The following is a 26,852-nucleotide window of genomic DNA, read 5'->3' as shown; positions in this document are numbered from 1 at the left end:
CGCGTCGTCGGCCGTGACCGGAATTGTGGGATGGCCTACCGGCCGGTAGGCCCGCGGTGGCGGCTGCGGCGCAGCAGCACCAGCAGCCCGGCGGCGCCCGCGAACGCCAGCACGGACGCGCCGCGCAGCACCGCCTCGATGGCCGGTCCGTCCGCCCCGGCCGTGGACGCCGCCCCGCTGACGACCTCCAGCACCGACGCCGCCACCGCCACCGCCACCGCGCCGAGCAGCACCAGGGAGGTGAGCACGATGCCCGAGGCCGCGGCCCGGTCCCGTTCCTGCACATACGACTGTGTCGCCACGTTGGTCAGCGACCACCCCAGGCCGACGCCCACCCCGCACACCGCGAAGACGACGGTGTACCAGCCCAGCGGCTGCACCCACGTCAGCACCAGCAGCGCCACCCCGCTGGTCAGCATCCCCGCCGCCATCGGGCCCTCGGCGCGCCACCGTTCGGCCAGCCGCCCGGCCCAGTAGCTCGCCCCGCCGGAACCGCCGGACAGGGCGAGGAACACCAGGCCGGCCTCCAGCGGCGACAGCCCCCGCACCTCCTGGAGATAGAGGGCGGCGAGTACCGCGATCAGCGCGTAGACGGCGTTGGACAGCGAACCGGCCAGCGTGACCACGTCGAACGGCCCGTTGCGGAACAGCGCCAGGTCGATCAGCGGGTTGCGCACCCGCGCCTCCAGCAGCACGAACAGCGCCAGCAGCACCGCCCCCGCGGCCATCAGCAGCACGGTCCGCGCGGATGCCCAGCCCCAGGCCTCGCCGCGGTCGAAGGCCAGCATCACGCAGACCAGACCGCCCGCCACGGTCAGCACGCCGGGAACGTCCACCTGACGCACCGCCGCGGCGTCCCGGCTCTCCCGGACGAACCGCAGCACCAGGGCCATGGCCGCCGCGCACAGCGGGACGTTGACCAGGAACACCGCCCGCCAGCTCACGTGCTCTGCGAGCGCGCCGCCCACGAACGGGCCGACGGCGGTGCCCACCGCGCTGAACGCCAGCACCGTCGAGACCGCCCGGGCGAGGCGCGCCTGGTCGAAGAGGGACGCCACCACCGGCACGGCGACCGGGAAGATCACGGCCGCCGCCGTACCCTGCACGACGCGCGCGGTGATCAGCCACCCGGGATTCTGCGCGGCGGCGCACACCACCGAGACGACGGCGAACCCGGCCAGACCGATGAGGATGATCCTGCGCCGCCCCCACAGGTCGGCGAGGCGCCCGCCGGTGATCATCAGTGCACCGAGCGTCAGCATGTAGCCGCTGACCAGCCACTGGAGGTCGGTGACCGACGTGTCGAAGTCACGCGCGATGACCGGGAGCGTCAGATTCAGCGCGAACCAGTCCATCTGCACGATGAACATGGACAGCGCTGCGGCGGCGATGACCGCACGCTCCCGGGACGAGTAGCCGGCCGGAGCCCTGCCGGACCCGGCCGTCCGCGAAGCCACCACTCAAGGCTGACATGACCACGAGAGCCTCGCACGCGCGGCTCAGCGGGTGCGGGCCGTGCGGTCACGGCCGCCGTGCGGGCGCCTCGACCGCGCGAGGGCCGCGACCGAGGTGCGGCCCCCTCCCGCCGACCGCAGCATGGAGGCAGGCGCAGGCCCTCCCGGCCGCCCCGGACCCACGGACACGCCATGGAACTCTTCGAGGACCCGCTCTTCCAGAGCTTCGCCGAACGCGTCGCGATGACCGCGACACGTGGCGGTGCCGAATGGGGCGAGGTGCGACTCACCGCGGAGCGCGTCAGCGAGGGCGACCGCGACAGCTGGCACGAGGAGTGGACCCGCACCGCCCGGATCGTCGAGGGGTGGGCCGAGGACTCGGCGCGCGGCGGCCACCGGGTCAGCGCGCGTGAGGCGTTCCTGCGTGCCTGCACCTACCACCGCATCGCGTACTACCCGCTCTTCGGCGAGCCCGTGGACCCGCGGCTCGTCATGTCGTTCGGCCGCTCCGCCGCCTGCTTCGAGCGGTTCGCGGCGCTCGGCGAACCGCGGCTGCTTCCGCAGGAGATCCCGTACGAGGGCACCACGCTGCCCGGCTGCTTCTGCCCGGCCGACGCGAGCGGCACCCCGCGACCGCTGCTGATCGCCGTCAACGGCTACGACTCCGCCCTGCCCGAGATGTACTGGTCGCACGCCGTCCCCGCGCTGCGCCGCGGCTACCACTGCCTGCTGGTGGACGGGCCCGGCCAGGGCCGGGCCCTGATCGAGCAGGGCCTCCACCTGCGTCCGGACTGGGAGCACGTGATCGGCCCGGTGGTCGATCACGCCCTGACCCTGCCCGGTGTCGACGGCGACCGGCTGGTGCTGATGGGCTGGAGCCTGGGCGGCTACCTGGCGCCGCGCGCCGCCGCCGGCGAACCACGCGTCGCCGCGCTGGTCGCCGACCCGGGGCAGTGGGACATGATCGACACCTTCCGTACGCAGTTGCCGCTGCCACGCGGGCTCCGCGACCGCCTGCCGGACGTCGATCCCGGTGAACTCGAACCCCACCTCACACCGTTGGTGGAGAACCCGGTGCACTGCTGGAAGATGGTGCAGCGCGCGATGTGGGTGCACGGCGTGAAGAACCTGGGTGAGTACATCGTCGACACCGGTCGCTACCGCCTCTCCGACGTCGCGGCGCGGATCGCCTGCCCGACGCTCGTGGCCGTGGCCGAGGACGACCCGGTCGGCGCCGCCGCGGAGACCCTGTACGACGCGCTCACGTGCCCGCGCACCCTGGTCCGCTTCAGCGAGGCGGAGGGCGCCGCCGACCACGTCGAGTGCTGGAACCGTTCCCGCTTCGACCAGCGCGTCTACGACTGGCTGGACGACGTCCTCGCCTGACAGCCCGGCCCGCCCGGGCCGAGGCGAGCCGTCAGCGGTTCTCGCCGGGCACCCAGAGGACGTCGCCAACGTCCTTGTTGGCGGTACGCGCGAGGATGAACAGCAGGTCGGAGAGCCGGTTGAGGTAGGTCGCGGTGAGCGGGTTCATCGTGTCCGCGTGCTCCTGCAGCGCGGCCCAGGTGGAGCGCTCGGCGCGCCGGGCGACGGTGGTCGCCTGGTGCAGCAGCGCCGCGCCCGCCGTGCCGCCCGGCAGGATGAAGCTGCGCAACTTCTCCAGGCCGGCCAGGAAGCGGTCGCAGTCCTCCTCCAGCCTGTCGACGTAGGTCTGCTCGACGCGCAGCGGCGGGAACTCGGGGTTCTCCACGACCGGGGTGGCCAGGTCGGCGCCGACGTCGAACAGGTCGTTCTGCACACGCACCAGCACCTCCTTTACCTCTTCGGCGAGGCCGCCGAGAGCGAGGGCCACACCGATCGCGGCGTTCGCCTCGTTGGCGTCGGCGTAGGCGTCGATCCGGGTGTCCGTCTTCACGGTACGGCTCATGTCGCCCAGGGCCGTCGTACCGTCGTCACCGGTGCGGGTGTAGATGCGCGTCAGGTTGACCATGCGTGCAGCGTAGCGCCGGATGGGGCCGTACGAGCAGGCCGAGGGGCCCGTGGCGCCGCCACGGGCCCCTCGGTGGCCCCCGGTCCGCGACGACGCGGCCGGGATGCCCCGGGTGGCTCCTGCGAGCAGAGCCGTCCGGGCTCAGTGCGCCGGCGGCCCCCCGGCGTGCGCCTGCTGCGACTCGGCGAGGATCTCCTCCACGCGGTGGCGCGGGAGGGCGGTCTTCAGCGCCACCCAGATGGTCAGCAGGGCCAGGACGAACGTGGCGACCGCGCCGGTGCCGAGGCCGAGCCAGCCGAGGTTCCCGGCCTCCTCCGACTCCGCCGGGTAGCCGCCGGCGAAGCTGATCACCGCCAGGCCCGCGAACCACACGAACACCCAGGAGCCGGCCGCGAGGTCCAGCTTCGGGTGTTCCTGCTGGGAGAACCGCAGGAACGCCGCCATGAGGATCCAGCCGAGGATCAGCAGGAGGAACAGCTTCCAATTCTGCTCCCAGCCCGTCCAGTAGACGATCAGGTTCGTCGACCACAGGGCGAGGAACCCGACGACCCAGACCGTCCTGTCGCCCAGCCGGTACGGGCGGTGCTGCTCCGGGAGCTGCTTGCGCATGGCCAGCAGCACGATCGGGCCCGATCCGAAGGACAGCACCGTGGCGCTGGTGAGGAACGGGACCAGCTGTGCCCAGCCCGGGAACGGCAGGAAGAACAGGCAGCCGACGACGAACGCCAGCAGCAGGCTGACCCACGGCACGCCGTTCCTGTCGACCTTGGCCAGATTCGCCGGTGCGTTGCGGTTGCGGCCCATGGCGTAGGAGAGGCGCGCGGTGACTCCGGCGTAGATCATGCCCGTGTCCCCGGGGGAGATGATCGCGTCGGCGTAGAGCAGGCCGGCCAGCCAGACCGCGCCCAAAATGCCCGCGATGGCGGCGAGCGGGCCGAAGACCGCGAGCACGTCGGTCTCGCCGGTGAAGTTGGCGCCGACTTCGGCCCAGCCGCCCTCGGTGATGGCCTCGGACGGGACGGATCCGATGAAGGCGACCTGCAGACCGACGTAGAGGATGCCGCAGATGACGACCGAGCCGATCAGCGTCAGCGGGATGTTCTTCTTCGGGTTGTCGGTCTCGCCCGCGAGTTCCACGCCCTGGCGGAAGCCGAAGTAGGAGAACGCGATGCCGGCGCTGGCGACGGCGGAGAACACGCCCTTGGCGCCGTACGGGGCGAAGCCGCCGAACTCGTCGCCCGCGAAGTGGTCGGTGTTGAACGCGAGGGCGACGAACACCGCGATCACCAGCACGATCATCAGCAGCTTCCACCACACCAGCAGATTGTTCAGCCGCTGGAACCAGCGCACACCGAAGAAGTTGACCAGGACGAAGAGGCCCATCAGGAGAACCGAGACGACGGTGCCCCAGGCCGTCAGCGTGGGTTGTCCGTCCTTCACGTCCTGCAGCCAGGGAAGCCAGTTGTTCGAGTACTGCACGACGGCGAGCACCTCGATCGGTGCCACGGCCGCGGCGGCCACCCAGGTGAGCCAGCCCATCGTGAAGCTGGTGAAGGAGCCGTAGGAGTAGTGCGGGTAGCGGGCGACGCCGCCGGAGTGCGGGAACATCGTTCCCAACTCCGAATAGCTCATCCCGATGAAGATGAACATGACGCCGCCGATGATCCAGGAGAGGATCGCCGCGGGCCCCGCCATCTGCGACGCGAAGAGTGCTCCGAAGAGCCAGCCGGAACCGATGATCGACCCGACCGCTGTGAACAGCAGCCCGATCGTTCCGTAGTCCTTCTTCAGACGCCGGTCGTCACCCGGTGCGTCCGCCGAAGGGTTCGTGGTCACGTCGGCCATGGAGCGGCCACCTCCTGCTGTCGATGCGTCGGTGCGGGCCTGCTGGAGAGCCGGTGGCAGCGGAGGAACCGATGTGCCGGACACAGACCCACAGCAGGGTGCGCACCTTCACCTTTGCCTGTCCAGGGCGAAGCGGCCTGCATATCCCTGCCTGCAGTATCGGTTCGGGCAAGGAATCTTAAATGGCGGGTATAGCTGCGCGTCATGTTGCGGCACGTCGACATGTGGGGATTATGTCGCTCTTGTCGGTGAAGTCCGCGCACTCGATGCGAGTAGCGCGGTTGCGCGGCGTCCGCCGGTCCCCCCGACGGCGGGCGCTCGGTGCCGGATGCCCCCGGAAGCCGGGGTGCCGGGTCGCCGGGGGATCGGGCATAGCGCGCCGAAACGGGCGCCCCGGGTGTGACGTCCGCCATGTGAGACGTGACGCGTGTCTCTTCGCCGCCTGAGGGTCCGTCCGAAGCGCTAGGGTCCCGCCAACAGCTCGGATGCTCCAGGGAAGGAAGCGTGTCGTGGCGAAGAAGCTCGCCGTCATCGGTGCCGGTCTGATGGGTTCCGGCATCGCGCAGGTCTCGGCCCAGGCGGGCTGGGAGGTGGTCCTCCGCGATGTGACCGACGAGGCGTTGCGCCGTGGCACGGACGGGATCAAGGCCTCCTTCGACAAGTTCGTCGGCAAGGGCAAGATGGAGGCCGCCGCGGCCGAGGCGGCGCTCGGCCGGATCACCACCACCACCGAACTGGACGCCGCGGCCGAGGCCGACGTCGTCGTCGAGGCCGTCTTCGAGAAGATCGAGGTCAAGCAGGAGATCTTCCGCGCCCTCGACGGGCTGGTGAAGGACGAGGCGGTTCTCGCCTCCAACACCTCCGCCATTCCGATCACCAAGATCGCGGCCGCCACCCGCCGGCCCGAGCGCGTCGTCGGCACCCACTTCTTCTCGCCGGTCCCGATGATGGGGCTGTGCGAGCTGGTGCGTGGTCACAAGACCAGCGACGAGGCGCTCGCCGCCGCCCGCGCGTTCGCGGAGTCGGTCGGCAAGACCTGCATCGTGGTCAACCGCGACGTCGCAGGCTTCGTCACCACCCGCCTCATCGCCGCCCTGGTGGTGGAGGCGGCCAAGCTCCACGAGTCCGGCGTCGCCTCGGCCGAGGACATCGACACCGCCTGCAAGCTCGGTTTCGGTCACGCCATGGGCCCGCTCGCCACCGCGGACCTGACCGGCGTCGACATCCTGCTGCACGCCACCGAGAACATCTACACCGAGTCGCAGGACGGCAAGTTCGCGCCGCCGGAGCAGATGCGGCGGATGGTCGACGCCGGCGACCTGGGCCGTAAGAGCGGCAAGGGCTTCTACACGTACTGACCGCGCGGCGGCCGTTCCCCCGGCCCGGCCCGGCCCGGCGCGGCGGTCCGGGGCGCGTCCTGGAGCAGGACCCGGGAGGGGGCGTCCCGGTCTGCCGTTCTCACCCGTGAGGGTGAATTGCGTATCGGTTGGACCACGAACGGCAACTCGACGGACCGTCAGGTCGTCTCCCTGAAGAGGGGTTCCGGCCCTTCACCGTGCGGCGTGCCCCGGCCGGGGACGGGCGGCGCGGAGCGCGGCGCGAGAGCACGACGGGACCACACGTACGACACAGGACGCAGCCACACGATCCATACCGGGAGCGGTTATGCACATCAGGGGCGACCACGCAGAGCTGGTCGTCGGGGGGCGCCTCGACGTCCGCAGCGCAGCGGACGCCCGTACGGCTCTTCACGGCGCCGTCGACGCGGGCGAGGGCGACCTCGTTCTCGACCTGGCCGAACTCGAGTCGTGGGACGCCACCGGGCTGGGCGTCATCATGGGTGCGCACCGCCGGGCCGGGCGCTGCGGTCGGCGACTCGTCCTGCGGCGCGTCCCACCGCAGATGCAGCGCCTGCTCGTCGCCACCCGGCTGCACCGGATCCTGGCCATCGAGGACGCCGTCGCCGCCCCGCAGGTCGGAATCCTCACCAAGCCGTGACGTCCCGGCCCCCACACGAGCACGGCCCCTCGTGGATACTGTGCCGGACACTGCGATGGGGCGGAGGCCATGGTTCAGCACGAGAGTGACCAGTCCGGTGCGGAGCATACGGACGAGCGGGGCGGTGGACCCCTCGCCCGCACGGTCAGACTCATATCGGGCGACTACCTGCTGACCGTCAACCCGGTCGACGGCAGCGAGATCGAGCCCTGCCCACCCGGACAGCGCCCCGGACGCCCCCGGCGCCGTGCTGCGGGAGAGCGGCCCGAGGCCGGTCGGCCCGGCACCGGACGCGGCTCCGCCGGCGTCGGCGGCAGGCGCCCCTTCCTGCTGGAGCGGGACGAGGAGCGCGAGCGCCTCACCCGCCTGCTCGGCCAGGGCCGCTCCGTCCGCCTCACCGGGCCCCGCGGCTCCGGCCGCACCGCCCTCCTGGAAGCCGTCGCCGCCGACGCGGCGAGCCTGGCCCCGGACGGCGTGGTCCGGCTCAGCGGCTATCGCCGCGGGGTCACCGACGTCCTCCAGGACCTCTTCTCCGCCGTCCACGACGCTCCCGCCCTGCGCCCCGACCGGCGCCGCCTGCGCGAGGCGCTTGCCTCGGTCGGCGCGGTCGTCGTCCTCGACGACCTGGAGCTCGGCGCCTCCGCACTCGACGAACTGCTCACCGCCACCCCCGAGTGCGCCTACCTCGTCGCGGTCACCCCCGACGTCGCCGCACCCTCCGAAGAGGCCCGCATTGAGGAGGTCTTCCTCCCCGGGCTCAGCCGCACCGCCTCGCTGGAACTGCTCGAGCACCGTCTCGGCCGTCCGCTCACCGACGACGAGTCCGACTGGGCCGGCGACCTGTGGTTCCTCAGCGAGGGCAACCCGCTCTCCTTCGTGCAGGCCGGCACGCTGCTGCGGCAGCGCGGCGGCGGCACCGCCGTCGCCCTGTACGGGGCGGAGGACACCTCCGACGGCCACCTGCCCAGCGGAGCCGACCTGGCGGCCGACGTCGCCTCCGGCCTCTCGGGCACCGCACGCGACGCGCTGCGCATCGCGGCCGTCCTCGGCGGCGAACTCCCCCGGGGCACACACCTTCCGGCGCTGCTCGGCGAGGACCAAGCCGACCATGCGCCGGACGAACTCGCCGACGCCGGTCTCGTGACCGAGGCCGGGGGCCACTACCGCCTGGCCGCCGGTGTGGCGGGCCGGCTCACCGCAGGGCACCAGGGCGACGGAGACGGGGACGCGCTGCGGGCCGAGACCGTGGCCCAGCATTACGCGTGGTGGGTCGCCCATCCGTCGGTCAGCGCGGCCCGTGTCGGCGCCGAGGCGGACGCCGTGGTCGCCGCGGTCCAGGCGGCACAGCGCGAGGGCAAGGCCGCCGCGGCCGTTCTGCTGGCACGGTCTGCCGCGCCGGTCCTCGCCGCCGCCCTGCGCTGGGGCGCCTGGGAACGCGTGCTGCGCAGCGGCCAGGAGGCCGCCCGCCGTGCCGGTGAGGTCGCCGAACAGGGCTATTTCCACCACGAGTTGGGCGTGCTCGCGCTCTGCCAGGGCAACCCGGAGCGGGCCCGCACGGAACTCGACGCCTCCGTGGCGCTGCGTGCCGCGCTCGCCGACCAGCACGGCACGGTGGCAGGCCGCCGCGCACTGGCGCTGGTCACCGACCGCCTCGCCGCGGCCGCCGCCGGTGGCGCGGCGGGGGTCACCCCGGGCATGCCCGACGGCCCCACGCTCGCCGGCGGGCCGACGGCTTCCCCTGCGTCGCCTCACGGGACGGGCAATGTCGCGGGCGCCGGTGGCGCAACGGGCGCCCTGGGTGCCGCAGGTGCCCGGGTGGGGCTCGGCAAGACCGCGGGGGCGGGCCCTTCAGCGGTCGGTCCGGCCCACGGCCCGGACGAGACGCCCACCTCCCCGACGCCCCGCTCGTCCTCCGGCGACGGGAAGACCAGGTCCCAGGAGGAGATCACCGCGGCCGCGCTGTCGACGGCGGCGGCCATGGACGACAGCATCGCGGCCCTGCGCGCCGCCGCGGACGAGGAGCGCGGCTTCTCCGGTCTGGGCGGCCGCCGAGGTCTCGCGGCGCGCAGCACACGCAAGAACGTTCTTGCGGCCGGTGCGGGCGCCGTACTGGCGGCCGTCCTCGGCACGGTGGCCCTCACTGCGGCGTCCGACAGCTCCGACACCCCGCGTGGCGGCACGGTCCAGCCGGACCAGTCGGACACGTTCACCGACGACTGGACGGACGACCCGGAGTCCGGCGACGGCGGCGAGGACCGTGGGGACGACCCCTCGCGCAGCCCCGGCAGCCCCGGCCCCTCCAGCTCCGCCACCCCCTCGCCCTCCCCCTCCGACGGAGGCGGCCCGCCCGCCGACCCGTCCCCGACCGACGACGACTCCTCGTCGAACGGCGGCGGCAGCGGCGGGAACAGCGGTGGCAACGGTGGTGGCGGGGACGACGACGATGACTCGCCGTCCCCGGACCCGACCGACGACGAGACGACCCGGCCGCCGACCGGGTCGCCCACCCCCTCGGATTCGCCCGACCCCACACCCACTCCGACCGAGTCGTCGTCGGGAGGGGGCGAGGGATCGTCGTCGCCGACCGCGGACGGGCCCCCGCCGAGCGCGACGGCGAGCGGAACGTCCCCGGCGGCGGGCAACAGCGCGACGCCGGTCAGCTGAAACCGCCGCCGGCCGCCCGGCCGGTGAGGTCCGGAAGGGCGGCCTGTTCGGCGTCGCCCGGAGACGCGCCCCGGCGCGAGCCGCCCGTCTCCCCGGCCGCGCGGTGGGGGCAGCCGGCCCCGCTGTCCTACGGCGGCAGGGCGGGGGTTCCGTGCCGCAGTCGGCCCACGTGCGGGCGGAGGGGCCGCGCCACGGCCCCACGCAGGGACGCGCAGGCGCCGGTGACAGGACTCCCGCCCGGTCGCGACGGCGCCCGTCGGGCGTGCGCGGTCAGAAGAGGCGGAGCTTGTCGTCGTCGATGCCGCGGAGCGCGTCGTAGTCGAGGGTGACGCAGGAGATCGCGCGGTCCGTGGCCAGCACGCGGGCCTGCGGCTTGATCTCCTGGGCCGCGAACACGCCCTTCACGGGCGCCAGATGCGGGTCGCGGTTGAGCAGGTCGAGGTAGCGCGTCAGCTGCTCGACGCCGTCGATCTCGCCGCGCCGCTTGATCTCGACCGCGACGGTCGTGCCGTCGGCGTCACGGCAGAGGATGTCCACGGGCCCGATGGCCGTGGGGTATTCGCGCCGGATGAGGGACCAGCCCTCACCGAGGGTCTCCATCCGGTCGGCCAGCAATTCCTGCAGGTGCGCTTCCACGCCGTCCTTGATGAGACCCGGGTCCACGCCCAGTTCGTGCGACGAGTCGTGCAGGATCTCCTCCATCGTGAGGATGAGCTTCTCGCCCGCCTTGTTGACCACCGTCCACACGACGGCCCCGTCCTCCTCACCCTCCTTGAGGGTGCATGGCGGGGACATCCAGTTGAGGGGTTTGTAGGCACGGTCGTCCGCGTGGACGGACACCGATCCGTCGGCCTTGACCAGCACGAGTCGCGGTGCGGCGGGAAGGTGCGCGGTGAGCCGGCCTGCGTAGTCGACGGAGCAGCGGGCGATGACGAGACGCATGGTGGATCACGCTAGCGGACACCGGCACCCGTTCGCGATTCGCCCGTGATTCAGCCTGTTCTGGCATGGCTTGTTGTGTACGCATTCGCCTGGTGCGTCCGCACGCGCAGGCTTACGCTTCGCATCGGGGGCGTCGCCGTACGGAACCAGTGCGGAGGGCTCGGCTCGCCGCGTTCGCGAGCCCCCGGTCACGTCCGTATGACCCCGCACGCGTGCGCGCGGGGTCGCGAGAGGAGTACTCATGTCGCTCGACGTCTCACCGGCCCTCCTCGCACAGGCCGAGCGAGGCGAGGTCGACGAAGCGGCTTTCGTCGACTGCGTCCGCACCTCCTTGCCGTACGCGTGGGAAATGGTCAGCTCGCTGGTCGCTCAGCTGAAGGTGGACGGCGGTGAGTTCGCCGACAACCAGACGCCTCCGCCGGACGAGCAGGCGCGCGGCCAGCTGCTGCGGGCACTGGCGAGCGACGCGATACGCGGCGTGCTGGAGCGGCACTTCGGTGTCCGGCTCGCCTTCCAGAACTGTCACCGGGTGGCGGTCTTCCCGACCGACGGGTCGGGAGACGAGCGGCTGGCCCGCTTCACGTCCGTGCGCGGGCAGTTGCTCAACCAGTCGCCGACGCTGCGCGACTGCTGACCCCGGCGGGCCCGGCACCGGGTGCCGGCGTCGCCGCCGTGGCTCCGCCCGGCGCCGCCTGTCGCGGCGGCCGGTCGCGGAGCAGCGGCAGGACGTCGGCACCCAGCCGGGCCACGTTGTCCCGTGTCGCGGCAAGATCACCCGTTCCCTCGACCAGCAGGGCGAAACGGCGGATTCCGGTTGCTTCCGCGGTGGTGGCGAGCCGGTCCGCGCACAGCGCGGGCGGGCCCACCGGATGCAGTGAGCAGAGCTTCTCCGTGTAGGCGGCCGTGTCCCGCATGGCCCGTTCCCGGCCGTCCACGGTGCGGTGTGCGGCGAGCCCGCGGCGCATCCATGCGGGCATGGTCTTGGCGAGGGCCCCGACCGCCTCCCGGCGGGTGTCGGCTACCTGTGCCAGACCCGCGGACACGTGGTGCGCGGCGGCCCGTTCGACCGTCTCCGCGCCGTGTCCCGCGGCGCGCGCCTCGCGCCGCCACAACGCGGTCATGCCGGCCTTCTCCTCGTCGCCGCAGTGCATGCCGAGCAGCATCGGCAGCGCGTGCCGGGCGGCGAGCCGCACGGTCCCGGGCGAGGTGCAGGCCACCACCACGGGCGGCGGGTCGGCGAGGCCGGCGACCGCGTCGTCCGGGCGAGGCACCACGTCGACCTCCGGGAACGCGTACCGCGCGCCGTCCGCGCCGACGCGCGGCTCGCGCAGCCAGCGCATCAGCAGGTCCAGCGACTCCGGGAAGCCGTGCTCGTACGCCTCCAGGCCCCCTCCGAAGACCGCGAGGTCGATCCACGGCCCGCCCCGTCCGACGCCCAGCGTGAACCGGCCGCCGGAGGTGACGTGCAGCAGCGCCGTCTGCTCGCCGAGTGCGACCGGGTGTGCGTTCGGCAGGACGCTGACCGCCGTGCCGACGCCGATCCGCAGGGTGCGTCCGAGCAGCAGCGCGGCCAGCGTCACCGCCGAAGGGCAGACGCCGTACGGCACGAAGTGGTGCTCGGCCAGCCACACGTCGGCCAGGCCCGCACGTTCCGCCTCCTCGGCCGTGCACACCGCCCGGTGCAGCGCCTCCGCCGGGTCCTGCCCGGGGAACTGCGCGGCCAGTACGAACGCTCCCACGGTCTCGACCCGTGCCTCACCCATGTTCTCCGCCTCCCTGAGGCCGCCCACCCCTGGCTCCCCACCCGGCATCAACGCCTGACACGTGCCGAAGGCACGGTCCCCGGCGCGCCGCGGGCGCCGCGCGCCCCCGAAGGGGCGGGGCGGGGGACTGCGGTCAGTACGCTGGTGGCGCGAGCCCGCCGGGCCCGTCCCCGCGTCCGCGGCATCGTCCGCGGAACGCCGTCCGCCGTCGTCCGAACCGCCGAGGTGCACCGTGTCCCCGCGTCGTAACCGCCCGCGTGGCGGCGGCAGGTCCGCGTCCGGGAGTGCCGAGCGCGCCGACCGGTACGGGGTGGAGCGCACGGAGGACTGGCGGGGCGAGGAGTGGGTGGTCCGGCAGGTCGGCGGGGGTGCCGCGGGGAAGCACTACCGCTGCCCGGGCTGCGACCAGGAGATTCCGCCGGGTGTCCCGCACGTCGTCGCGTGGGCGCAGCACGGGCCCGTGGACGACCGCCGCCACTGGCACCGGGCGTGCTGGAACGCCCGGGACCGCCGCTCCGCCCGCCTCCAGCGGTCCCGCAACGCACCCCGGTACTGAAGCCTGTTGGCAGACGTGGCGACGGCCGGCGTCGGAGCGGGGGCTCCGGCGCCGGCCGTCGCGGTGGCCGGGGGTTGCCGTCAGGCGGTGTGCAGGGTGAGGCCGTAGCGCTGGAGGATCTCGTTGATCGGCTGGTGCCAGGTCTCGCCGCCGCCGGAACAGTTGCCCCAGCCGCCGGACGTGACGCCCTGCGCCTGGTCGCCGCTGATGAACGAGCCGCCGGAGTCTCCCGGTTCGGCGCACACGCTGGTCTTGGTCATCTGGTGCACGGCCCCCTGGCTGTAGTTGACCGTCTCGTTCTTCGCGAGCACGGTGCCGCAGTGCCAGTGCGTCGTCGAGCCGGAGCGGCAGACGGACGCGCCCACGGGCGCCTCGGCCGAACCGCGCACGAGACGGTCGGGGACGGTGCCCCAGCCGAGGACGACCGGCACCGTCCACCAGCCGCTCCCGACGTTCACCCAGGCGTAGTCGTCGCCGGGGAAGGAGGACCCCTGGAAGGTGCCGATGTGGCTGCCGTCCCAGCCGCGTACGGCGGAGCCCGTGCCGCCGCAGTGCCCGGCGGTGACGAAGCCGCCGTGCACGGAGAAGCCTATGGAGCAGCGGACGTTGCCCGTGTAGTACGGGTCGCCGCCGACGGTGCCCGCGGCGAAGGTGCGGGGCGCCTGCGGGGTCTCTCGTACGGCCACCGGGCCCGCCTCGCGCGCGTCAGCGACGAAGGCGCGGACGGCGTCGTCGTGCCGGTGCCCCTCGACGACCCGGACGACGACCGCGCCGGCGCGCGGGTCGACGTGCCAGCTCGCGACCCCGGCGGGGGCGTCGAGCGTGTCGACGCTCCGCATGGTGGTCTCGAGCCTGCGCAGGGTGTGCGCGGCGGGTACGACCCGGGCGCCGGTCGCCTCGACGGCCCGCCGCCGGTCCTGGTCGGTGCGTGCGCCGGTGAGCGCCACGGTGAGCCGGCCGTGTCCGGCGTCGAACCAGGAGCCGCCGTAGGCGGCTCCGGCGGCGCGCCGTGCAGCGGACTCCACGGTGCGGGCCTTTGCCTCCGCCTCGAGCCGGGCGAGAGCCTCCTTCTCGCTCAGGCCCAGGTCGCGCTGCAGGGCGGCGACCAGGCCGGGGGAGGCGGCCTTCTCCGCCGTGTCGCCGGGGGCGTCGGCCGCCGACACCTGGGTGAGTCCGCCTGCCAGGGTGCCCGCGAGAAGCGCGGTGGTCAGGGCGGAGCGCAGGGTCCTTCTTCGTCTCATGGCGTTGCCTTTCGTCGTGCCGGTAGGGGTGGGTACGGGTACGGGAAGGCTGATGAGAGCGCTCTCATATCGTGCTGCGGGGAGCGTAGCGGAGGAGCGGGTGTCAGGTCTATGCCAATGCAGCCGGTGCGGCGGGAGACGCGTCGCGAGAGCCGCGGGGCCGGCATGCCGCGGGCCCGGGACCGCGCGGGTGCGGCGGCCCCGGGCCCGTACGGAGCGGCAGATCAGACGTCGCGGTTGGCCAGGGCGGCGTAGGCGCCGGCCAGGGCCGCGCCGGAGACGACCGCGAGCAGGCCGAGCAGCGGCCAGCCGGTGGTCCCCACCTCGCCCTGGAACGGCATCCGGAACATCGACGCCAGGCCGTTCAGCGGCGAGTACTCCAGCAGCCCGTCCTGCAGGTCGCTCAGGCTCGCCGGGAGGAAGATCGCGACCAGCATCGGCAGCAGCACCACGCCCAGCATGGCGGTGATGGCACCGGCGGAGTGGCGGAGCATCGCGCCGACGGAGAGCGAGAGCAGACCGAGCAGGGCGACGTACAGGCCGGCGCCCACGGTGGCGCCGAGCCATTCGCCGCCGGTGGCCGTCAGTTCGCCGTCCACGACGGACTCGCGCAGGCCTTCGGACACCATCGCGTCCGGCGGCACCTCGGCGCCGCCCAGCATCCCTGCCTGGATCAGTGCGGTGAGTCCGGCCGCGAGCGTCGTCATGACGAAGGCGACCAGGAAGAAGACGAGCGCCTTGGCGAGCAGTACACGCCCGCGGACCGGGCAGGCCGTCATCGTCGTGCGGATCATCCCGGTGCCGTACTCGGAGGTGATCACCAGCACGCCGAGCGTGATGACGCAGATCTGGCCGAGCATCAGGCCGAACAGGCCGCCGCCGAGCAGCGGCGTGGTGACGAACCGGTTGCTGCTGCCGCTGAAGGCGAGCGCCATCAGGAAGCCGATGCCCACGACGATCACGAACATCACGCCGAGCGTCCACATCGTCGAGCGCACGGTACGGATCTTCGTCCACTCGGAGGCGAGGGCGTGGCCGAGGTGGGTGCGGGGGAGCGCCGCCTGCCCGGCGGTGCCCTGCGGCGGCGGCCAGCCGCCCGCCGGTGCCGAGGGGTTCACCGGCGCGGGCGCGGCCGGGGCCGGAGCGGTGGCGTACGGCGCCTGGCCGGGCGGCGGGCCCTGGGGCGCGGAGACGGGTGCCGCGGGCGGCTGGACGGGCTGGGCCGGCGGCGTGAGCATCATGGTGCCCTGGGCCGGGGTCCGTTGTGGTGGAGTGCTGCCGCCCGCGGCCTGGGCGGGGTTGAGCAACATGGTGTGCTCGGAGCGCCGGTCGCCCGCCTCCGCCTCAGGCGCGGTGCTCTGGGCCTCCTCGGGCTCCTCGGCCTCCTCCGTCGCCTCCGGCGCCGACTTCGCGTGGTCCTGGGCCTGTCCGGGGACGTGCGGGACGTGTGCCTCCTCGGGCGACGGCGTGCCCGGGGCGGGGTCGGAGGCAGGGTTCTCGGGTGGCTGGGGCGTGGTCATCGGGTGTCCTCGGTGCGGGGCTCGGTGGCGGGCGGGATGGTGCCGGGGGAGGTGGGCCGCGTCATCCGCGGCCTCCGCCGCCGGCGCCGGAGGCCCCCTGGTACGGGCCCGCCGCGTAGGCGCCCCGGGGGTCGGCCTGCGGCGGTACGGGCGGGGCGCCACCGGGAGCGCCGTACCCGCCCGGGACGGGACCGCCGGGCATCGCGCCGGGCATCGTGCCGGGCATCGTGCCCGGAGCCTGGCCCGGTACCTGTCCGGGCATCCCGCCCGGCACCTGCCCCGGCATCGCGCCGGGCGCGGTCCCCGGCACCGGCATACCGGGCACACCCGGCCCGAAGCCCGTCGGCGCGAGGCCCGCGGCCAGGTCCGTGGTCGACCGGTAGTCCACGGCGCCCTGGGTGAGCCGCATGTACGCCTCCTCCAGCGACGCCTGGTGCGGCGAGAGTTCCCACAGCCGCACGTCCGCCTCGTGCGCCAGGTCGCTGATGCGGGGGAGTGGCACCCCGGTCACCCGCAGGGCGCCGTCCGCCTCCGGTTCGACCTGGCCGCCGGCCTCCGCGAGCGCCGAACTCAGCTTCTCCCGCTGCTCGGGAGCGCCGTCCGGGGTGCGCACGCGCGCGTACCCCACGGAGTTCTGTGTGATGAAGTCCTTCACCGGCATGTCGGCCATCAGCTGGCCGCGCCCGATGACGATGAGATGGTCGGCGGTGAGCGCCATCTCGCTCATCAGGTGGCTGGAGACAAAGACCGTCCGTCCTTCGTCCGCGAGCCGCTTCATCAGGTTGCGGACCCAGAGGATGCCCTCCGGGTCGAGCCCGTTGACCGGCTCGTCGAAGAGCAGCACCTGCGGGTCGCCGAGCAGTGCCGCCGCGATGCCGAGGCGCTGGCCCATACCGAGGGAGAAGCCCTTGGACCGCTTGCCGCCCACGTCCTGGAGCCCGACGAGGCCCAGCACCTCGTCGACCCGGCGGGCCGGGATTCCGGACAGCTGCGCGAGGCACAGCAGGTGGCTGCGCGCGCTGCGCCCGCCGTGCACGGCCTTGGCGTCGAGCAGTGCGCCGACCTGGCGCGGCGCGTTCGGCAGCTTCCGGTACGGCTGCCCGCCGATCGTGACATGACCCGAGGTGGGCTGGTCCAGGCCCAGGATCATCCGCATCGTGGTGGACTTGCCGGAGCCGTTGGGCCCCAGGAAGCCGGTGACGGCGCCGGGCCGTACCTGGAAGGACAGGTTGTACACGGCCGTCTTGGCGCCGTAGCGCTTCGTCAGGCCGTACGCCTCGATCATGCTCGCCCCTGTAGGTGGTTCGGGGCCCGCGTCGCGCGTTCACCGCCCCCGCATCTCGCCCCCGGTCAAGGTCTAGGAGGGTACAGGCCGCCGTTCCGGTTCCCTCCTGTCGGCCACGTCCGCGCGGGACGGGGCGCTTCAGTACGGCGGCGCGTCCGCCGTCTCCCGCAGCGCGGCGGCCGAGGCCGCCGCGCACGCGCGTTCGGCGGCACGGGACGCTCCGGGGAACAGACGACCGAAGGAGACCGCCCTGCCGAGTGCACCCGGCCGCCACGCGAGGGAGGCCGCCCGCCGCAGCTCGGCCGCGCTCGTGCCCCGGCCCGTCCACGGCTCCAAGTAGGCGTCCCGCAGGCGCGGCGCCACCTCGGGCCCGTACCGCTCGCACGCCGCCCGGACGGGGACCCGGAGTGAGCAGAACGGGTGCGAGAGCGTGGCGTCGCCCCAGTCGAAGAAGGTGAACCGGCCCGGCCGCGGGGCGAAGACCTGGCCGGCATGCAGGTCGGCGTGGTCGAGGGAGTCCGGCACGCCGACGGCGGCGAGTTCCGCGCACCAGTCGGCCAGGCGCGGCCGCAGCGCGAGCAGCCGCGCGCGATCGCCGGGTGCCGACGCCGTGTCGTCCTCCACGAGCCGGTCGAAGACCTCGGGCAGTGCGGTCGTGTGCGCGCCGGGCACGCCGAGCCGTTCGAGGGCCGACAGGTGCGGCAGAAGGGCCCGTTGCAGTTCGGCGTAGCACCGCAGCGGCTCCTCCGGTGCGCCGCGAGGCCGCGCCGCGCCCAGTCGAGGGCGGCGCCACGCCAGGTCTCCTGCTCCCAGGGCGTCACCGCGTCCGGGTAGGGCCCGCGGTCCACGGACGTCGTCGTGTGTTGTCCCATCAGGCCATCCCAGCACGTCGCCGGGGCCGGCTCGATCGGGTTTCCGCTCCGTGCGGCGGACATGACGGCGCCCCCGGACCGTAGAGTCCCGGGGGCGCCGCAGGCGGGTGTCCCGCCTTACGCGTCGCGCTTCTTGACCGTCACGAAGCCCGCCAGCAGGGCGACGACGACCCAGCCGGCCATGATCAGCAGTCCGCCCCAGGGGCCGTACGGGCGGTCGCCGCTGCCCATGCTGCCGTCGACGACGGACATGATCATCGATCCGGCCTGGTCGGGCAGGTACTGCCCCACGTCCCGGGTGGCCTCGACGGCGCCCAGGATGTTGGAGACCAGGAAGAAGAACGGCATCAGGATCGCGAACGCCAGCAACGGGCTGCGCAACAGGAATGCGATGCCCATGGAGAACAGCGCCATCAGCGTCATGTAGATGCCGCCGCCGATGATGGCGCGGAGCACGTTCTCCTCGCCGATCGAGGTGCTGTACTCGCCGAGCAGGGCCTGCCCCAGGAAGAACGCGCTGAAGCTCGTCACCATGCCGACCACCAGGACCAGCAGCGTCGAGACCGCGATCTTCGAAGCCATGAAGACCCCGCGCTGCGGGACGGCGCCGAGAGAGCTGCGGATCATGCCGGTGCTGTACTCGCTGGAGACGGCCAGCACACCGAACGCGATCATCGCGAGCTGGCCGAGGGTGGTGCCCGAGAAACTGACGAACGTGGGGTCGAAGGTGGCCCTCTGCTGGGGCGGCATGTCATTGAAGGTGGAGGCCGTGACCGCGGCGATCAGCGCGCCGAGACCGACGGTGACGACGAAGGCGGTGGCCAGCGTCCAGAAGGTCGAACGCACGGTGGTGACCTTGGTCCACTCGGAGTGGAGGACCCGGGATACGTGTGCCATGGTTCAGCGGCCCTTCTTCCAGCCCTCGCCCCACGCGGGACGGTCCTGCGGCGTCTCGGTGTGCGGTGTGCCCGGCTGCGGCGCCGGGACCGCCTCGCCCTGTACGGCGCCGGGCGGCGGCGGTGCGGCGGGCGTCCCGCCGGGTGCTCCGGCCGGTGCGCCCTGGCCCGGCACCGTGCCCGCGGCGGCGGCCTGCTGCATCGCCGGGGCGGCGGTGGACGTGTGCGCGTGGTACTCCACCGCCTCGGCGGTCAGCCGCATGAACGCTTCTTCCAACGACGCCTGCTGCGGGCTCAGCTCGTGCAGCACGATCCCTCCCGACGCGGCGAGTTCGCCGATGCGGGACGCCTCGACGCCCTCAGCCTCCAACGATCCGTCGTCGGCGGTCACCGGCGTCACGCCGTCCCGGTGCAGCAGGTCGAGCAGCTTCTCGGGTTCCGGAGTGCGCAGCCGCACGTAGGTCCGCGAGTGCTCGGCGATGAAGTCGGACATCGGGGTGTCCGCGAGCAGTCGGCCCTGGCCGATGACGACCAGGTGCTCGGCCGTCAGCGCCATCTCGCTCATCAGATGGCTGGAGACGAAGACGGTGCGGCCCTGCCGGGCCAGTTCCTGCATCAGGTTGCGGATCCAGTGGATGCCCTCGGGGTCGAGTCCGTTGACCGGCTCGTCGAACATCAGGATCTTCGGGTCGCCGAGCAGCGCGGCTGCGATGCCGAGGCGCTGGCCCATGCCGAGAGAGAAGCCCTTCGGCCGCTTCTTGGCGACGGCGGACAGACCGACCAGGTCGAGCACCTCGGACACACGGCGGCGCGGGATGCCGTTGCTCTGCGCCATGCACAACAGATGGTTGTAGGCCGTGCGCCCACCGTGCACGGACTTGGCCTCCAGCAGCGCGCCGATGTAGTTCAGCGGCTCCTGCAGGCGGTCGTACCGCTTGCCGTCGATGCGGACTTCGCCGCTGGTGGGCGCGTCCAGTCCCAGCATCATGCGCATGGTGGTGGACTTTCCCGCGCCGTTCGGGCCGAGGAAGCCGGTGACCACGCCGGGGCGCACGCTGAACGTGAGATGGTCGACGGCGACCTTGCGGCCGTAGCGTTTCGTCAGCCCTTCGAGCTCGATCATGCGTCGATCCTACGGGCAGATCCGCCGACGTCGCCCGTGTGATTTGTCATGAGCCCGGGAGGCGCACCGAAGCTGCACGGCCCCGTCGCACGACGGTTCCCTCAGCGCAACCCGCCCGGACACGCACGGAGCCCCGTGCCCTGCGGGCCGGGGCTCCGTGCGAGCGGCGTGCCGAGGGCGGTGTCAGCGGGACTGCTGAGCCGGGACGCCGTGGCTCACCGACTCGTCGTCCGTGTCGTCCTCGCCGCCCGGCTGACCGGCCGCGGCCACGGCGGCACCGGTCAGCGTCGCCAGCATCTCGCGGACGTTGGTCAGCTGCGCGTTGATGCTGTCGCGGCGGTTGGTGAGCGCCGCCAGCTCGCGCTCGGACTCGCTGCGGACGCGGTCGGCCTTGGCGTTGGCGTCGGCCACGATGTCCTCGGCCTGGCGCTGCGCGGTCTCGACCGTCTGGCGGGCGCGGCGCTCGGCGTCGGTGCGCAGCTTCTCGGCCTCCAGCCGCAGCTGCTCCGCACGGTGCTCGATCTCCGCGAGCCGCTTCTCTGCCTTGGCCTGGCGGGACGCCAGGTCGCGCTCGGACTGCTCGCGGCGCTTGGCGAGGTTGGTCTCGAAGTCGGCGGCGGCCTGGGCGGCCTTCGCACGGGTGTCCTCGAAGAGGGAATCGGCCTCCTCGCGCTTGGACTGCGCGTCCTTCTCCGCGTCCGAACGCAGCTGCGAGGCCTCGCCCTTGGCCTTCTCGACGATGCGGGCGCCGTCGTCCTCCGCCTTCTGCTTGCGGTCGGACGCGAACGCCTCGGCGTCGTTGCGGACCTGCTGGGCGGCGCTCTCGGCGAGCTCGCGGTGCTGCTCGGCGGCCCGGCGGGCCTCCTCGCGCAGGTCCTTGGCCTCCTCCTCGGCGAGACGGAGGATCTTCTCCACACGCGCGCCCAGTCCGGCGTACGACGGCTCCGAGTCGTTGACCTGGGCCTGGGCGTTCTGCGTCTCGAGGTGCAGCTCCTCGATGCGCTTTTCCAGAGAGGTGATGCGGGAGAGTGCGCTGTCCCGGTCGGCGACGAGCTTGGTGATGCGGTCGTCCACCTGACCGCGGTCGTAGCCACGCCGCACGAGCTCGAAGCCGAAGGGGGAGGAAGTGTCGCTCATGGGGTTCCTGTCGAGTCAGACGGGGGTTGTCGGGCTGGGGTATCGGGGAGTGATAGAGGGAATCCTAGGGGGACAAGCGGCGTGTCATCGAGCTGATGCCCGTTTGTTGTGGAGAATGCTCGCTCGTTCGAGTGGCTAACGCCCGGACGGCTTGCCACCGCCGCGTGAACCGCCCGCGCCGGCACCCGCCTTGACGCCGCCGTTCGCGTCGGAGTCCGCACCGCTCTTCCGGCCGCCGCTGTTCTTTCCGGACCCCTTGCCGCCGCCGGCGCCGCCGGGCGCCTCGAACGACTCCAGGGCCTCCAACACGTCCTGCACACGGGAGATCTCGGCGTTGATGTCCTCCTGACGGCGCTCCAGCACCTCGAGTTCACGCTGTCCGGCGTCGAGGGTCCGCTGGGCCTCGGCCTCGGCGTCCTCGCGGGTCTTCTCCGCCTCGGCCAGCAGCTTCGCCTTGCGCTGCTCGGCCTCCTTGAGCAGACCTTCCGCCTTGCGCACGGCGGCGATCCGCACCTTTCCGGCCTCCGACTCCGCGTCGTCGACCAGCTCCCCGGCCTTCCGCCGTGCCTCGTCGAGCTGCTCCTCGGCGGCCTTCACCAGGGCGTCGCACCGTTCGCCGGCGGACTTCATCGCCTCCGCCGACTCCCGCCGGGCCCGCTCGTGCAGCTCCTCCACCTCGCCGGTGATCCGGTCGCGCAGTTCCTCGGCGCGCTCCCGGGTCGCGGCGGCGTCGTTCCGGGCCTCCTCCAGCAGGGTGTTCGCATCCGCGCGGGCCTTCTCGACCGTCTCGCGACCCTCCGCACGGGCGCTGTTCACCATGCCCTCGGCCTCCTCGCGGGCGGAGGCGAGCAGCCTGTCGGCCCGCTCCCGGGCCGCGGCGGCCGACGTCTCGGCCTCCTCGCGGGCCTGCGCCAGCAGTGTGTCGGCCTGCTCGGCCGCCTCGCCGCGCTTGCGTGCCGCGTCCTCGCGGGCCTCGTCCCGGGCGCGGTCGGCGTCCGCACGGGTTCGCTCGGCGGCCTCCAGCGCCTCGTCCACGGTGCGTTCGGCCAGCGAACGGGCCGCCTCCAGCTCCTCCTGCGCCTCGCGGCGCAGCCCGGTGATCTCCTGCTCCGCCTGCTCGTGCAGCCCCGCAACCGACTCGCGCACCTGCCGTGCGGTGTCCTCGGCACTGGCCACCAAGTCCGCGGCGTGCCGTTCGGCCTCCTCGACGATGCGGACGGCCTCGGCCTGTGCGTCGTCGACCCGCTGCCGCGCCGTGGCCAGCAGTTCCTCTCCCTGCTCGCGGGCGGCCGTGCGTTCCTGGTGCGCCTCCTCGCGGGCGTGGGCGAGCAGTTCCTCCGCTTCCCGGCGCCGCCGTTCGGCCTCGGCGCGGGCGGCCTCCAGCGCCTCCGAGGCTTCGGTGTTGGTGCGTTCGGCCGCGGCGTCGGCCTCCCGGCGCACCCGGTCCGCGGACTCCTGCGCCTCCGTCCGCAGCCGTTCCGCCTCGGCAGCGGCGTCGCTGCGCAGCTGCACGGCGACGTTCTCGCCCTCTGCGCGTGCCTGGGTCGCGTCCGAGATCGCCTCGGTGCGGACCCGTTCGGCCTCGTCCTCGGCCTGCTGCTGGAGAGCGCGGCGCTTCTCGGCCGCCTCCACTCGGAGCTGCTCGGTCTCGGTGCGGGTCTCCTCGCGCAGCCGGTCTGCCTCGCCGCGGGCCAGTCGCAGCTCCTCCTCCGCGCGGGACACCTTGTCCTCGGCGTCGGTACGCAGGCGCTCCAGCTCCCGGTCGGCCTCCGCGCGCAGTTCGGCCACGGCCTGCTCGGCGTCCTCACGGACCCGGCGGCCGGCCTCTGCGGCCTCGATACGGCTCTGTTCGGCCTGCTCCTCCGCGCCGGAGCGCAGCTCCTCGGCCTCCTTGCGGGCACGCTCCAGCGCCTCGTCGGCCTGACGCCTCAGGCTGGTCGCGCGCTCGATCGCCTCGGTGCGGACGCGTTCGCTCTCCGTCGCGGCGTCGCCGCGGAGTTCCTCGGCGTCGGTGCGCGCCTTCGCCAGCAGCTCCTCCGCGCTGGTGGCGGCCTCCTCGATCTGCTGGACGGCGTCGCGGCGGGCCTCGCCGCGGATCTTCTCGCCCTCCTCGACCGCTTCGGCGCGCAGCTGCTCCGCCTCGCCGCGCAGGCGCCGCGCCTCCTCCTGGAGTTCGACGGTCTTGGCGCGGTACTCCTTGGTGTCGTCCTTGGCCGCGCCCTTGAGTTCCGTGGCGACGTCGTGCGCCTCGGCGCGGAGCCGGTCGGCCTCCTCCTCCGCCTCCCGGCGGAGTCGTTCGGCCTCCTCGGTGGCCGCCTTCGTCGTGGCCTTGGCCTTCTCGGACGCCTTGTTGAGCACGTCCTCGGCCGTACGCGCGGCCTCGGCGAGCTGGTGAGCCGACTCCTCCGCGGTGCGGGTGCGAGCCTCTTCGCGGGCCTCGGCGACGAGCCGTTCGGCTTCGGTGCGGGCGTCGGAGAGGACCTGTTCGGCCTCCCCGCGGAGGGCCTCCGACTCCTTGGTGGCCTGGCCGACCATGCGGGCCACCTCGGACTTGGCGGTCCGCACCCGCTGCTCGTTGACCGACTCCGCGTCACCGAGCTTCTTGGCGGCGGCCTCCTCGGCCTCGGTGAGCTTCTTCTCGGCCTCGGCGCGGGCCTCGCGCAGGGCCGTCTCGGCCTCCCGCATCCGCGCCTCGGCGCGGCGGACCAGGTCGGCGGCCGCACGGCGGCTGCTCTCGGCCTCGCCCGAGCTGCGGCTGCGCAGCTGCTCGGCCTGCTCGGCGGCCTCCTGCGCCTGCCCGGTGGCGTTGGAGAGCATCCGCTCGGCCTCGGCGCGGGCGCGGCGCAGCATGGCGTCCGCCTCGGCCCGGGCGTTCTCGGCCTCGCTGGCCATCCGGTGGCGGGACTCCTCGGTGAGCCGCTGCGCCTCCGCACGCGCCTGGGCGAGCGATCGTTCCGACTCGGCCCGCGTCTCCTCCATCAGGCGGCGCGCCTGCTGTTCGGTGCGGGTGCGCAGCTGCTCGGCCCAGGAGACGTTCTCGTTGACGTGCGACTCGACCGTGGCGCGGCGTTCGGACAGCTCTTCGTCCAGCTGCCGCCGGCGCCGCACGGCCTCGGTGTGCAGCTCGGACTCCAGCCGCGACTGGGCCTCGGCCTGCTCCTGGAGGAGTCGCTGCGTCTGTGCGCGCGCCTCCCGCAGCTCGCGCTCGGCGTCCGAGCGCATCTGGTCGGCCTGCATCTGCGCGTTGTGCAGGAGCTGTTCGGCCTGGTGGGAGAGGTTCTCGAAGCCGGCGGCCGGGCGCGTGGCGAGAGCGCGGCGCGCCTCGTGGAGCTTGGCACGCAGCACTTCGACCTGGTAGCCGAGGTCGTCGGCGTGGTCGACCGCCTTCTCCCGCTCCTTCTTCAGCCGCTCCATCTCGGCTTCGAATCGCGAGAGGTGGTCGTCAGCCTCGTAGCGGTCGTTGCCCCGCACTGCGCGGTCCCATCCGTCCCCTGGTCGCCTATGAAGGTGAACTGTCCTGCACCCCCGTCACCATGCGCGGCAGACGCCCGTACGGGACATCTCCCGGACGTGCCGAAGAAATGGTGTCAGATCATCGGCGGAACGAGGAACCCGCGCCCGCCCGGGCAGGGCCTGGGCACGGCTTCTTCCCGGGGTCTTGGACAAGCGGCCCCGGCCGCGCGGCCACTCTACCGGCCGTGGAAGCGGACGTCAGTGGTCCGTGTGCTCCGCCCCCCGGCCGGAGGTGGCGGCGGAGGTCACGAGCTCGGTCAGCACGCCGTGGCAGTCCTTGGGGTGCAGGAACGTGATCCGCGAGTCCATCGAGCCGCGCCGCGGCTCGTCGTAGAGCACTCGCACGCCCTTGTCGCGGATGCCGGCCGCCTCCGCGTCCACGTCGGCCGTGCCGAACGCGATGTGGTGGACGCCCTCCCCGTTCTTGGCCAGCCACTTCCCGACCGCGGAGTCCTCGCGCGTCGGCTCCAGCAGCTGGAGGTAGGAGGCCCCGCCGTCGTCGGTGCCGTTGATGCGGAGCATGGCCTCGCGGACCCCCTGCTCCTCGTTGACCTCGGTGTGGGACACCTCGAAGCCGTAGGTGGCACGGTAGAACTCGACGGTGGCGTCGAGGTCGGTACAGGCGATCCCGATGTGATCGATACGCGTCAGCATGAGGACAGTGCAGCGTGTCGGGCGCGGTTCCGCAATGCGCGATTACGCAACGTGCGCACGGTCACACCGTCCGACCGGTGACCGGGGACGTGACCGCTCAGTACCGTGTAGATAACAGTCGTTAACCTCCCGCTGGAAGGGACCCTGCCATGACGGACACGTCCAGCAGCACCACATCGGTCATCGTCGCGGGTGCGCGCACCCCCATGGGGCGGCTGCTCGGGTCGCTGAAGTCCTTCTCGGGGGCCGACCTCGGCGGCTTCGCGATCAAGGCGGCACTGGAGCGGGCGGGTGTCGCCGGCGACCAGGTCGAGTACGTGATCATGGGCCAGGTCCTCCAGGCCGGCGCCGGCCAGATCCCCGCCCGGCAGGCCGCCGTGAAGGCCGGCATCCCGATGAGCGTCCCGGCGCTGACCGTGAACAAGGTGTGCCTCTCCGGTCTCGACGCCATCGCGCTGGCCGACCAGCTCGTGCGCGCCGGCGAGTTCGACGTGATCGTCGCCGGTGGCCAGGAGTCCATGACCAACGCCCCGCACCTGCTGCCCAAGTCGCGCTCCGGCTTCAAGTACGGCGCGGTCGAGATGCTCGACGCGATGGCGTACGACGGGCTGACCGACTCCTTCGAGAACATCGCCATGGGCGAGTCCACGGAGAAGCACAACACCCGTCTGGGCATCGGCCGCCCCGAGCAGGACGAAATCGCCGCCGCCTCCCACCAGAAGGCCGCGAAGGCCCAGGCGGACGGCCTGTTCGACGCCGAGATCACCCCGGTCGAGATCCCGCAGCGAAAGGGTGACGCGGTCGTCTTCTCGCAGGACGAGGGCATCCGGGGCGACACCACCGCCGAGTCGCTCGGCAGGTTGCGTCCCGCCTTCGCCAAGGACGGCACCATCACCGCCGGCTCCGCTTCGCAGATCTCCGACGGCGCGGCGGCCGTCGTGGTGATGAGCAAGGCCAAGGCGGAGGAGCTGGGCCTGGAGTGGATCGCCGAGATCGGCGCCCACGGCAACGTCGCCGGCCCGGACAACTCGCTCCAGTCGCAGCCGTCCCAGGCGATCCAGCACGCCCTGAAGAAGGAGGGCCTGTCGGTCGGCGACCTGGACCTCGTCGAGATCAACGAAGCGTTCGCCGCCGTCTGCGTGCAGTCGATGAAGGACCTCGGCGTGTCACCTGAAAAGGTGAACGTCAACGGTGGCGCGATCGCACTGGGCCACCCGATCGGGATGTCCGGTGCACGCATCGTCCTGCACCTCGCGCTGGAGCTGGGCCGCCGGGGCGGCGGCGTCGGCGCCGCGGCGCTGTGCGGCGGCGGCGGCCAGGGCGACGCGCTGGTGCTGCGGGTCCCCGGCAAGTGAGCGGTTCGACGGTTCGGCAGTCCGGCTGTACGGAGGAATGAGAA

21 protein-coding genes are annotated in these 26,852 nt (G+C 73.0%); 7 read left to right on the top strand and 14 right to left on the bottom strand.

Annotated features, from left to right (window positions below; genetic code table 11):
* Positions 1-35: 35 nt before the first annotated feature.
* Complete coding sequence (locus E4198_RS06735; RefSeq protein WP_136182374.1) at positions 36-1,457, bottom strand: MFS transporter; 1,422 nt, start codon at positions 1,455-1,457, stop codon at positions 36-38.
* 189 nt (positions 1,458-1,646) lie between these two features.
* Here E4198_RS06735 and E4198_RS06730 point away from each other — a divergent pair, with 189 nt between their 5' ends.
* Entirely contained in the window at positions 1,647-2,840 is a 1,194-nt protein-coding gene (locus E4198_RS06730; protein ID WP_136182373.1) for an alpha/beta fold hydrolase, read from the top strand.
* 31 nt (positions 2,841-2,871) lie between these two features.
* Here E4198_RS06730 and E4198_RS06725 read toward each other — a convergent pair whose 3' ends face one another.
* Positions 2,872-3,444 carry a cob(I)yrinic acid a,c-diamide adenosyltransferase gene (locus tag E4198_RS06725; RefSeq protein ID WP_136182372.1) on the bottom strand — a complete coding sequence of 191 codons (573 nt, stop codon included), beginning with the start codon at positions 3,442-3,444 and terminating at the stop codon, positions 2,872-2,874.
* 141 nt (positions 3,445-3,585) lie between these two features.
* The gene (locus tag E4198_RS06720; RefSeq protein ID WP_136182371.1) at positions 3,586-5,289 is read right to left on the bottom strand and encodes an APC family permease; all 1,704 of its coding nucleotides are present in this window, start codon (positions 5,287-5,289) and stop codon (positions 3,586-3,588) included.
* 509 nt (positions 5,290-5,798) lie between these two features.
* Between E4198_RS06720 and E4198_RS06715 the strand changes: the two genes are divergently transcribed.
* From E4198_RS06715 to E4198_RS06705, 3 genes are all read left to right on the top strand, one after another.
* On the top strand, positions 5,799-6,647 hold the full coding sequence (locus E4198_RS06715) for a 3-hydroxyacyl-CoA dehydrogenase family protein (protein WP_136182370.1): 849 nt from the start codon (positions 5,799-5,801) through the stop codon (positions 6,645-6,647).
* 307 nt (positions 6,648-6,954) lie between these two features.
* Complete coding sequence (locus tag E4198_RS06710) at positions 6,955-7,287, top strand: STAS domain-containing protein (protein WP_027766007.1); 333 nt, start codon at positions 6,955-6,957, stop codon at positions 7,285-7,287.
* A 69-nt stretch (positions 7,288-7,356) separates the two neighbouring features.
* On the top strand, positions 7,357-9,951 hold the full coding sequence (locus E4198_RS06705) for an ATP-binding protein (RefSeq protein WP_136182369.1): 2,595 nt from the start codon (positions 7,357-7,359) through the stop codon (positions 9,949-9,951).
* A 270-nt stretch (positions 9,952-10,221) separates the two neighbouring features.
* Here the strand turns inward: E4198_RS06705 and nucS are convergent, their stop codons facing one another.
* A complete protein-coding gene (gene nucS / locus E4198_RS06700) occupies positions 10,222-10,893 on the bottom strand; it encodes an endonuclease NucS (protein WP_136182368.1) in 672 nt (223 codons plus the stop codon).
* 241 nt (positions 10,894-11,134) lie between these two features.
* Between nucS and E4198_RS06695 the strand changes: the two genes are divergently transcribed.
* Positions 11,135-11,527 (top strand): SCO5389 family protein, encoded by a 393-nt coding sequence (locus E4198_RS06695; RefSeq protein WP_136182367.1) that lies wholly within the window; start codon positions 11,135-11,137, stop codon positions 11,525-11,527.
* Here E4198_RS06695 and E4198_RS06690 read toward each other — a convergent pair.
* Complete coding sequence (locus E4198_RS06690) at positions 11,496-12,656, bottom strand: LLM class flavin-dependent oxidoreductase (RefSeq protein ID WP_136182366.1); 1,161 nt, start codon at positions 12,654-12,656, stop codon at positions 11,496-11,498. The two genes, E4198_RS06695 and E4198_RS06690, sit on opposite strands and share 32 nt — an antisense overlap.
* 232 nt (positions 12,657-12,888) lie before the next feature.
* On the opposite strand from E4198_RS06690, the gene E4198_RS06685 reads away from it, so the two are divergent.
* Entirely contained in the window at positions 12,889-13,212 is a 324-nt protein-coding gene (locus E4198_RS06685) for an ATP/GTP-binding protein (RefSeq protein WP_136182365.1), read from the top strand.
* An 80-nt stretch (positions 13,213-13,292) separates the two neighbouring features.
* On the opposite strand, the gene E4198_RS06680 is transcribed toward E4198_RS06685, so the two are convergent.
* The 9 genes from E4198_RS06680 to mce form a co-directional block, all read right to left on the bottom strand.
* Positions 13,293-14,453 carry a S1 family peptidase gene (locus E4198_RS06680; protein WP_136182364.1) on the bottom strand — a complete coding sequence of 387 codons (1,161 nt, stop codon included), beginning with the start codon at positions 14,451-14,453 and terminating at the stop codon, positions 13,293-13,295.
* A 224-nt stretch (positions 14,454-14,677) separates the two neighbouring features.
* Positions 14,678-15,973 carry an ABC transporter permease gene (locus tag E4198_RS06675; protein ID WP_348771289.1) on the bottom strand — a complete coding sequence of 432 codons (1,296 nt, stop codon included), beginning with the start codon at positions 15,971-15,973 and terminating at the stop codon, positions 14,678-14,680.
* A 61-nt stretch (positions 15,974-16,034) separates the two neighbouring features.
* A complete protein-coding gene (locus tag E4198_RS06670) occupies positions 16,035-17,258 on the bottom strand; it encodes an ABC transporter ATP-binding protein (protein ID WP_136182363.1) in 1,224 nt (407 codons plus the stop codon).
* Between the two features lie 138 nt (positions 17,259-17,396).
* Positions 17,397-18,146, bottom strand: a complete 750-nt coding sequence (locus E4198_RS06665; protein ID WP_348771288.1) for a phosphotransferase — start codon at positions 18,144-18,146, stop codon at positions 17,397-17,399.
* Positions 18,147-18,247: 101 nt separating this feature from the next.
* Positions 18,248-19,027, bottom strand: a complete 780-nt coding sequence (locus E4198_RS06660) for an ABC transporter permease subunit (protein WP_136182362.1) — start codon at positions 19,025-19,027, stop codon at positions 18,248-18,250.
* A gap of 3 nt (positions 19,028-19,030) precedes the next feature.
* On the bottom strand, positions 19,031-20,149 hold the full coding sequence (locus E4198_RS06655; RefSeq protein ID WP_136182361.1) for an ATP-binding cassette domain-containing protein: 1,119 nt from the start codon (positions 20,147-20,149) through the stop codon (positions 19,031-19,033).
* A 183-nt stretch (positions 20,150-20,332) separates the two neighbouring features.
* Entirely contained in the window at positions 20,333-21,286 is a 954-nt protein-coding gene (locus tag E4198_RS06650; RefSeq protein ID WP_136182360.1) for a cellulose-binding protein, read from the bottom strand.
* 135 nt (positions 21,287-21,421) lie between these two features.
* Entirely contained in the window at positions 21,422-24,757 is a 3,336-nt protein-coding gene (gene scy, locus E4198_RS06645) for a polarized growth protein Scy (protein ID WP_136182359.1), read from the bottom strand.
* A gap of 240 nt (positions 24,758-24,997) precedes the next feature.
* Positions 24,998-25,453, bottom strand: coding sequence for a methylmalonyl-CoA epimerase (mce, locus tag E4198_RS06640; protein WP_136182358.1), 456 nt, complete (start codon positions 25,451-25,453; stop codon positions 24,998-25,000).
* Between the two features lie 149 nt (positions 25,454-25,602).
* Between mce and E4198_RS06635 the strand changes: the two genes are divergently transcribed.
* Positions 25,603-26,808 carry an acetyl-CoA C-acetyltransferase gene (locus E4198_RS06635; protein ID WP_136182357.1) on the top strand — a complete coding sequence of 402 codons (1,206 nt, stop codon included), beginning with the start codon at positions 25,603-25,605 and terminating at the stop codon, positions 26,806-26,808.
* Positions 26,809-26,852: the final 44 nt, after the last annotated feature.

This window comes from Streptomyces sp. RKND-216, assembly GCF_004795255.1.
GTDB classification, from domain to species: domain Bacteria; phylum Actinomycetota; class Actinomycetes; order Streptomycetales; family Streptomycetaceae; genus Streptomyces; species Streptomyces hazeniae.
Note: the sequence above shows the minus strand (reverse complement) of the source record. Positions and strands in the feature narration are given on the sequence as shown.

Bases quoted from the DNA above. Each gene is read 5' to 3' on its own strand.
- E4198_RS06730 (WP_136182373.1), top strand. From the start codon at position 1,647: ATGGAACTCTTCGAGGACCCGCTCTTCCAGAGCTTCGCCGAACGCGTC.
- E4198_RS06725 (WP_136182372.1), bottom strand. From the start codon at position 3,444: ATGGTCAACCTGACGCGCATCTACACCCGCACCGGTGACGACGGTACG.
- E4198_RS06720 (WP_136182371.1), bottom strand. From the start codon at position 5,289: ATGGCCGACGTGACCACGAACCCTTCGGCGGACGCACCGGGTGACGAC.
- E4198_RS06710 (WP_027766007.1), top strand. From the start codon at position 6,955: ATGCACATCAGGGGCGACCACGCAGAGCTGGTCGTCGGGGGGCGCCTC.
- E4198_RS06705 (WP_136182369.1), top strand. From the start codon at position 7,357: ATGGTTCAGCACGAGAGTGACCAGTCCGGTGCGGAGCATACGGACGAG.
- nucS (WP_136182368.1), bottom strand. From the start codon at position 10,893: ATGCGTCTCGTCATCGCCCGCTGCTCCGTCGACTACGCAGGCCGGCTC.
- E4198_RS06695 (WP_136182367.1), top strand. From the start codon at position 11,135: ATGTCGCTCGACGTCTCACCGGCCCTCCTCGCACAGGCCGAGCGAGGC.
- E4198_RS06690 (WP_136182366.1), bottom strand. From the start codon at position 12,656: ATGGGTGAGGCACGGGTCGAGACCGTGGGAGCGTTCGTACTGGCCGCG.
- E4198_RS06680 (WP_136182364.1), bottom strand. From the start codon at position 14,453: ATGAGACGAAGAAGGACCCTGCGCTCCGCCCTGACCACCGCGCTTCTC.
- E4198_RS06675 (WP_348771289.1), bottom strand. From the start codon at position 15,973: ATGACCACGCCCCAGCCACCCGAGAACCCTGCCTCCGACCCCGCCCCG.
- E4198_RS06670 (WP_136182363.1), bottom strand. From the start codon at position 17,258: ATGATCGAGGCGTACGGCCTGACGAAGCGCTACGGCGCCAAGACGGCC.
- E4198_RS06660 (WP_136182362.1), bottom strand. From the start codon at position 19,027: ATGGCACACGTATCCCGGGTCCTCCACTCCGAGTGGACCAAGGTCACC.
- E4198_RS06655 (WP_136182361.1), bottom strand. From the start codon at position 20,149: ATGATCGAGCTCGAAGGGCTGACGAAACGCTACGGCCGCAAGGTCGCC.
- E4198_RS06650 (WP_136182360.1), bottom strand. From the start codon at position 21,286: ATGAGCGACACTTCCTCCCCCTTCGGCTTCGAGCTCGTGCGGCGTGGC.
- mce (WP_136182358.1), bottom strand. From the start codon at position 25,453: ATGCTGACGCGTATCGATCACATCGGGATCGCCTGTACCGACCTCGAC.
- E4198_RS06635 (WP_136182357.1), top strand. From the start codon at position 25,603: ATGACGGACACGTCCAGCAGCACCACATCGGTCATCGTCGCGGGTGCG.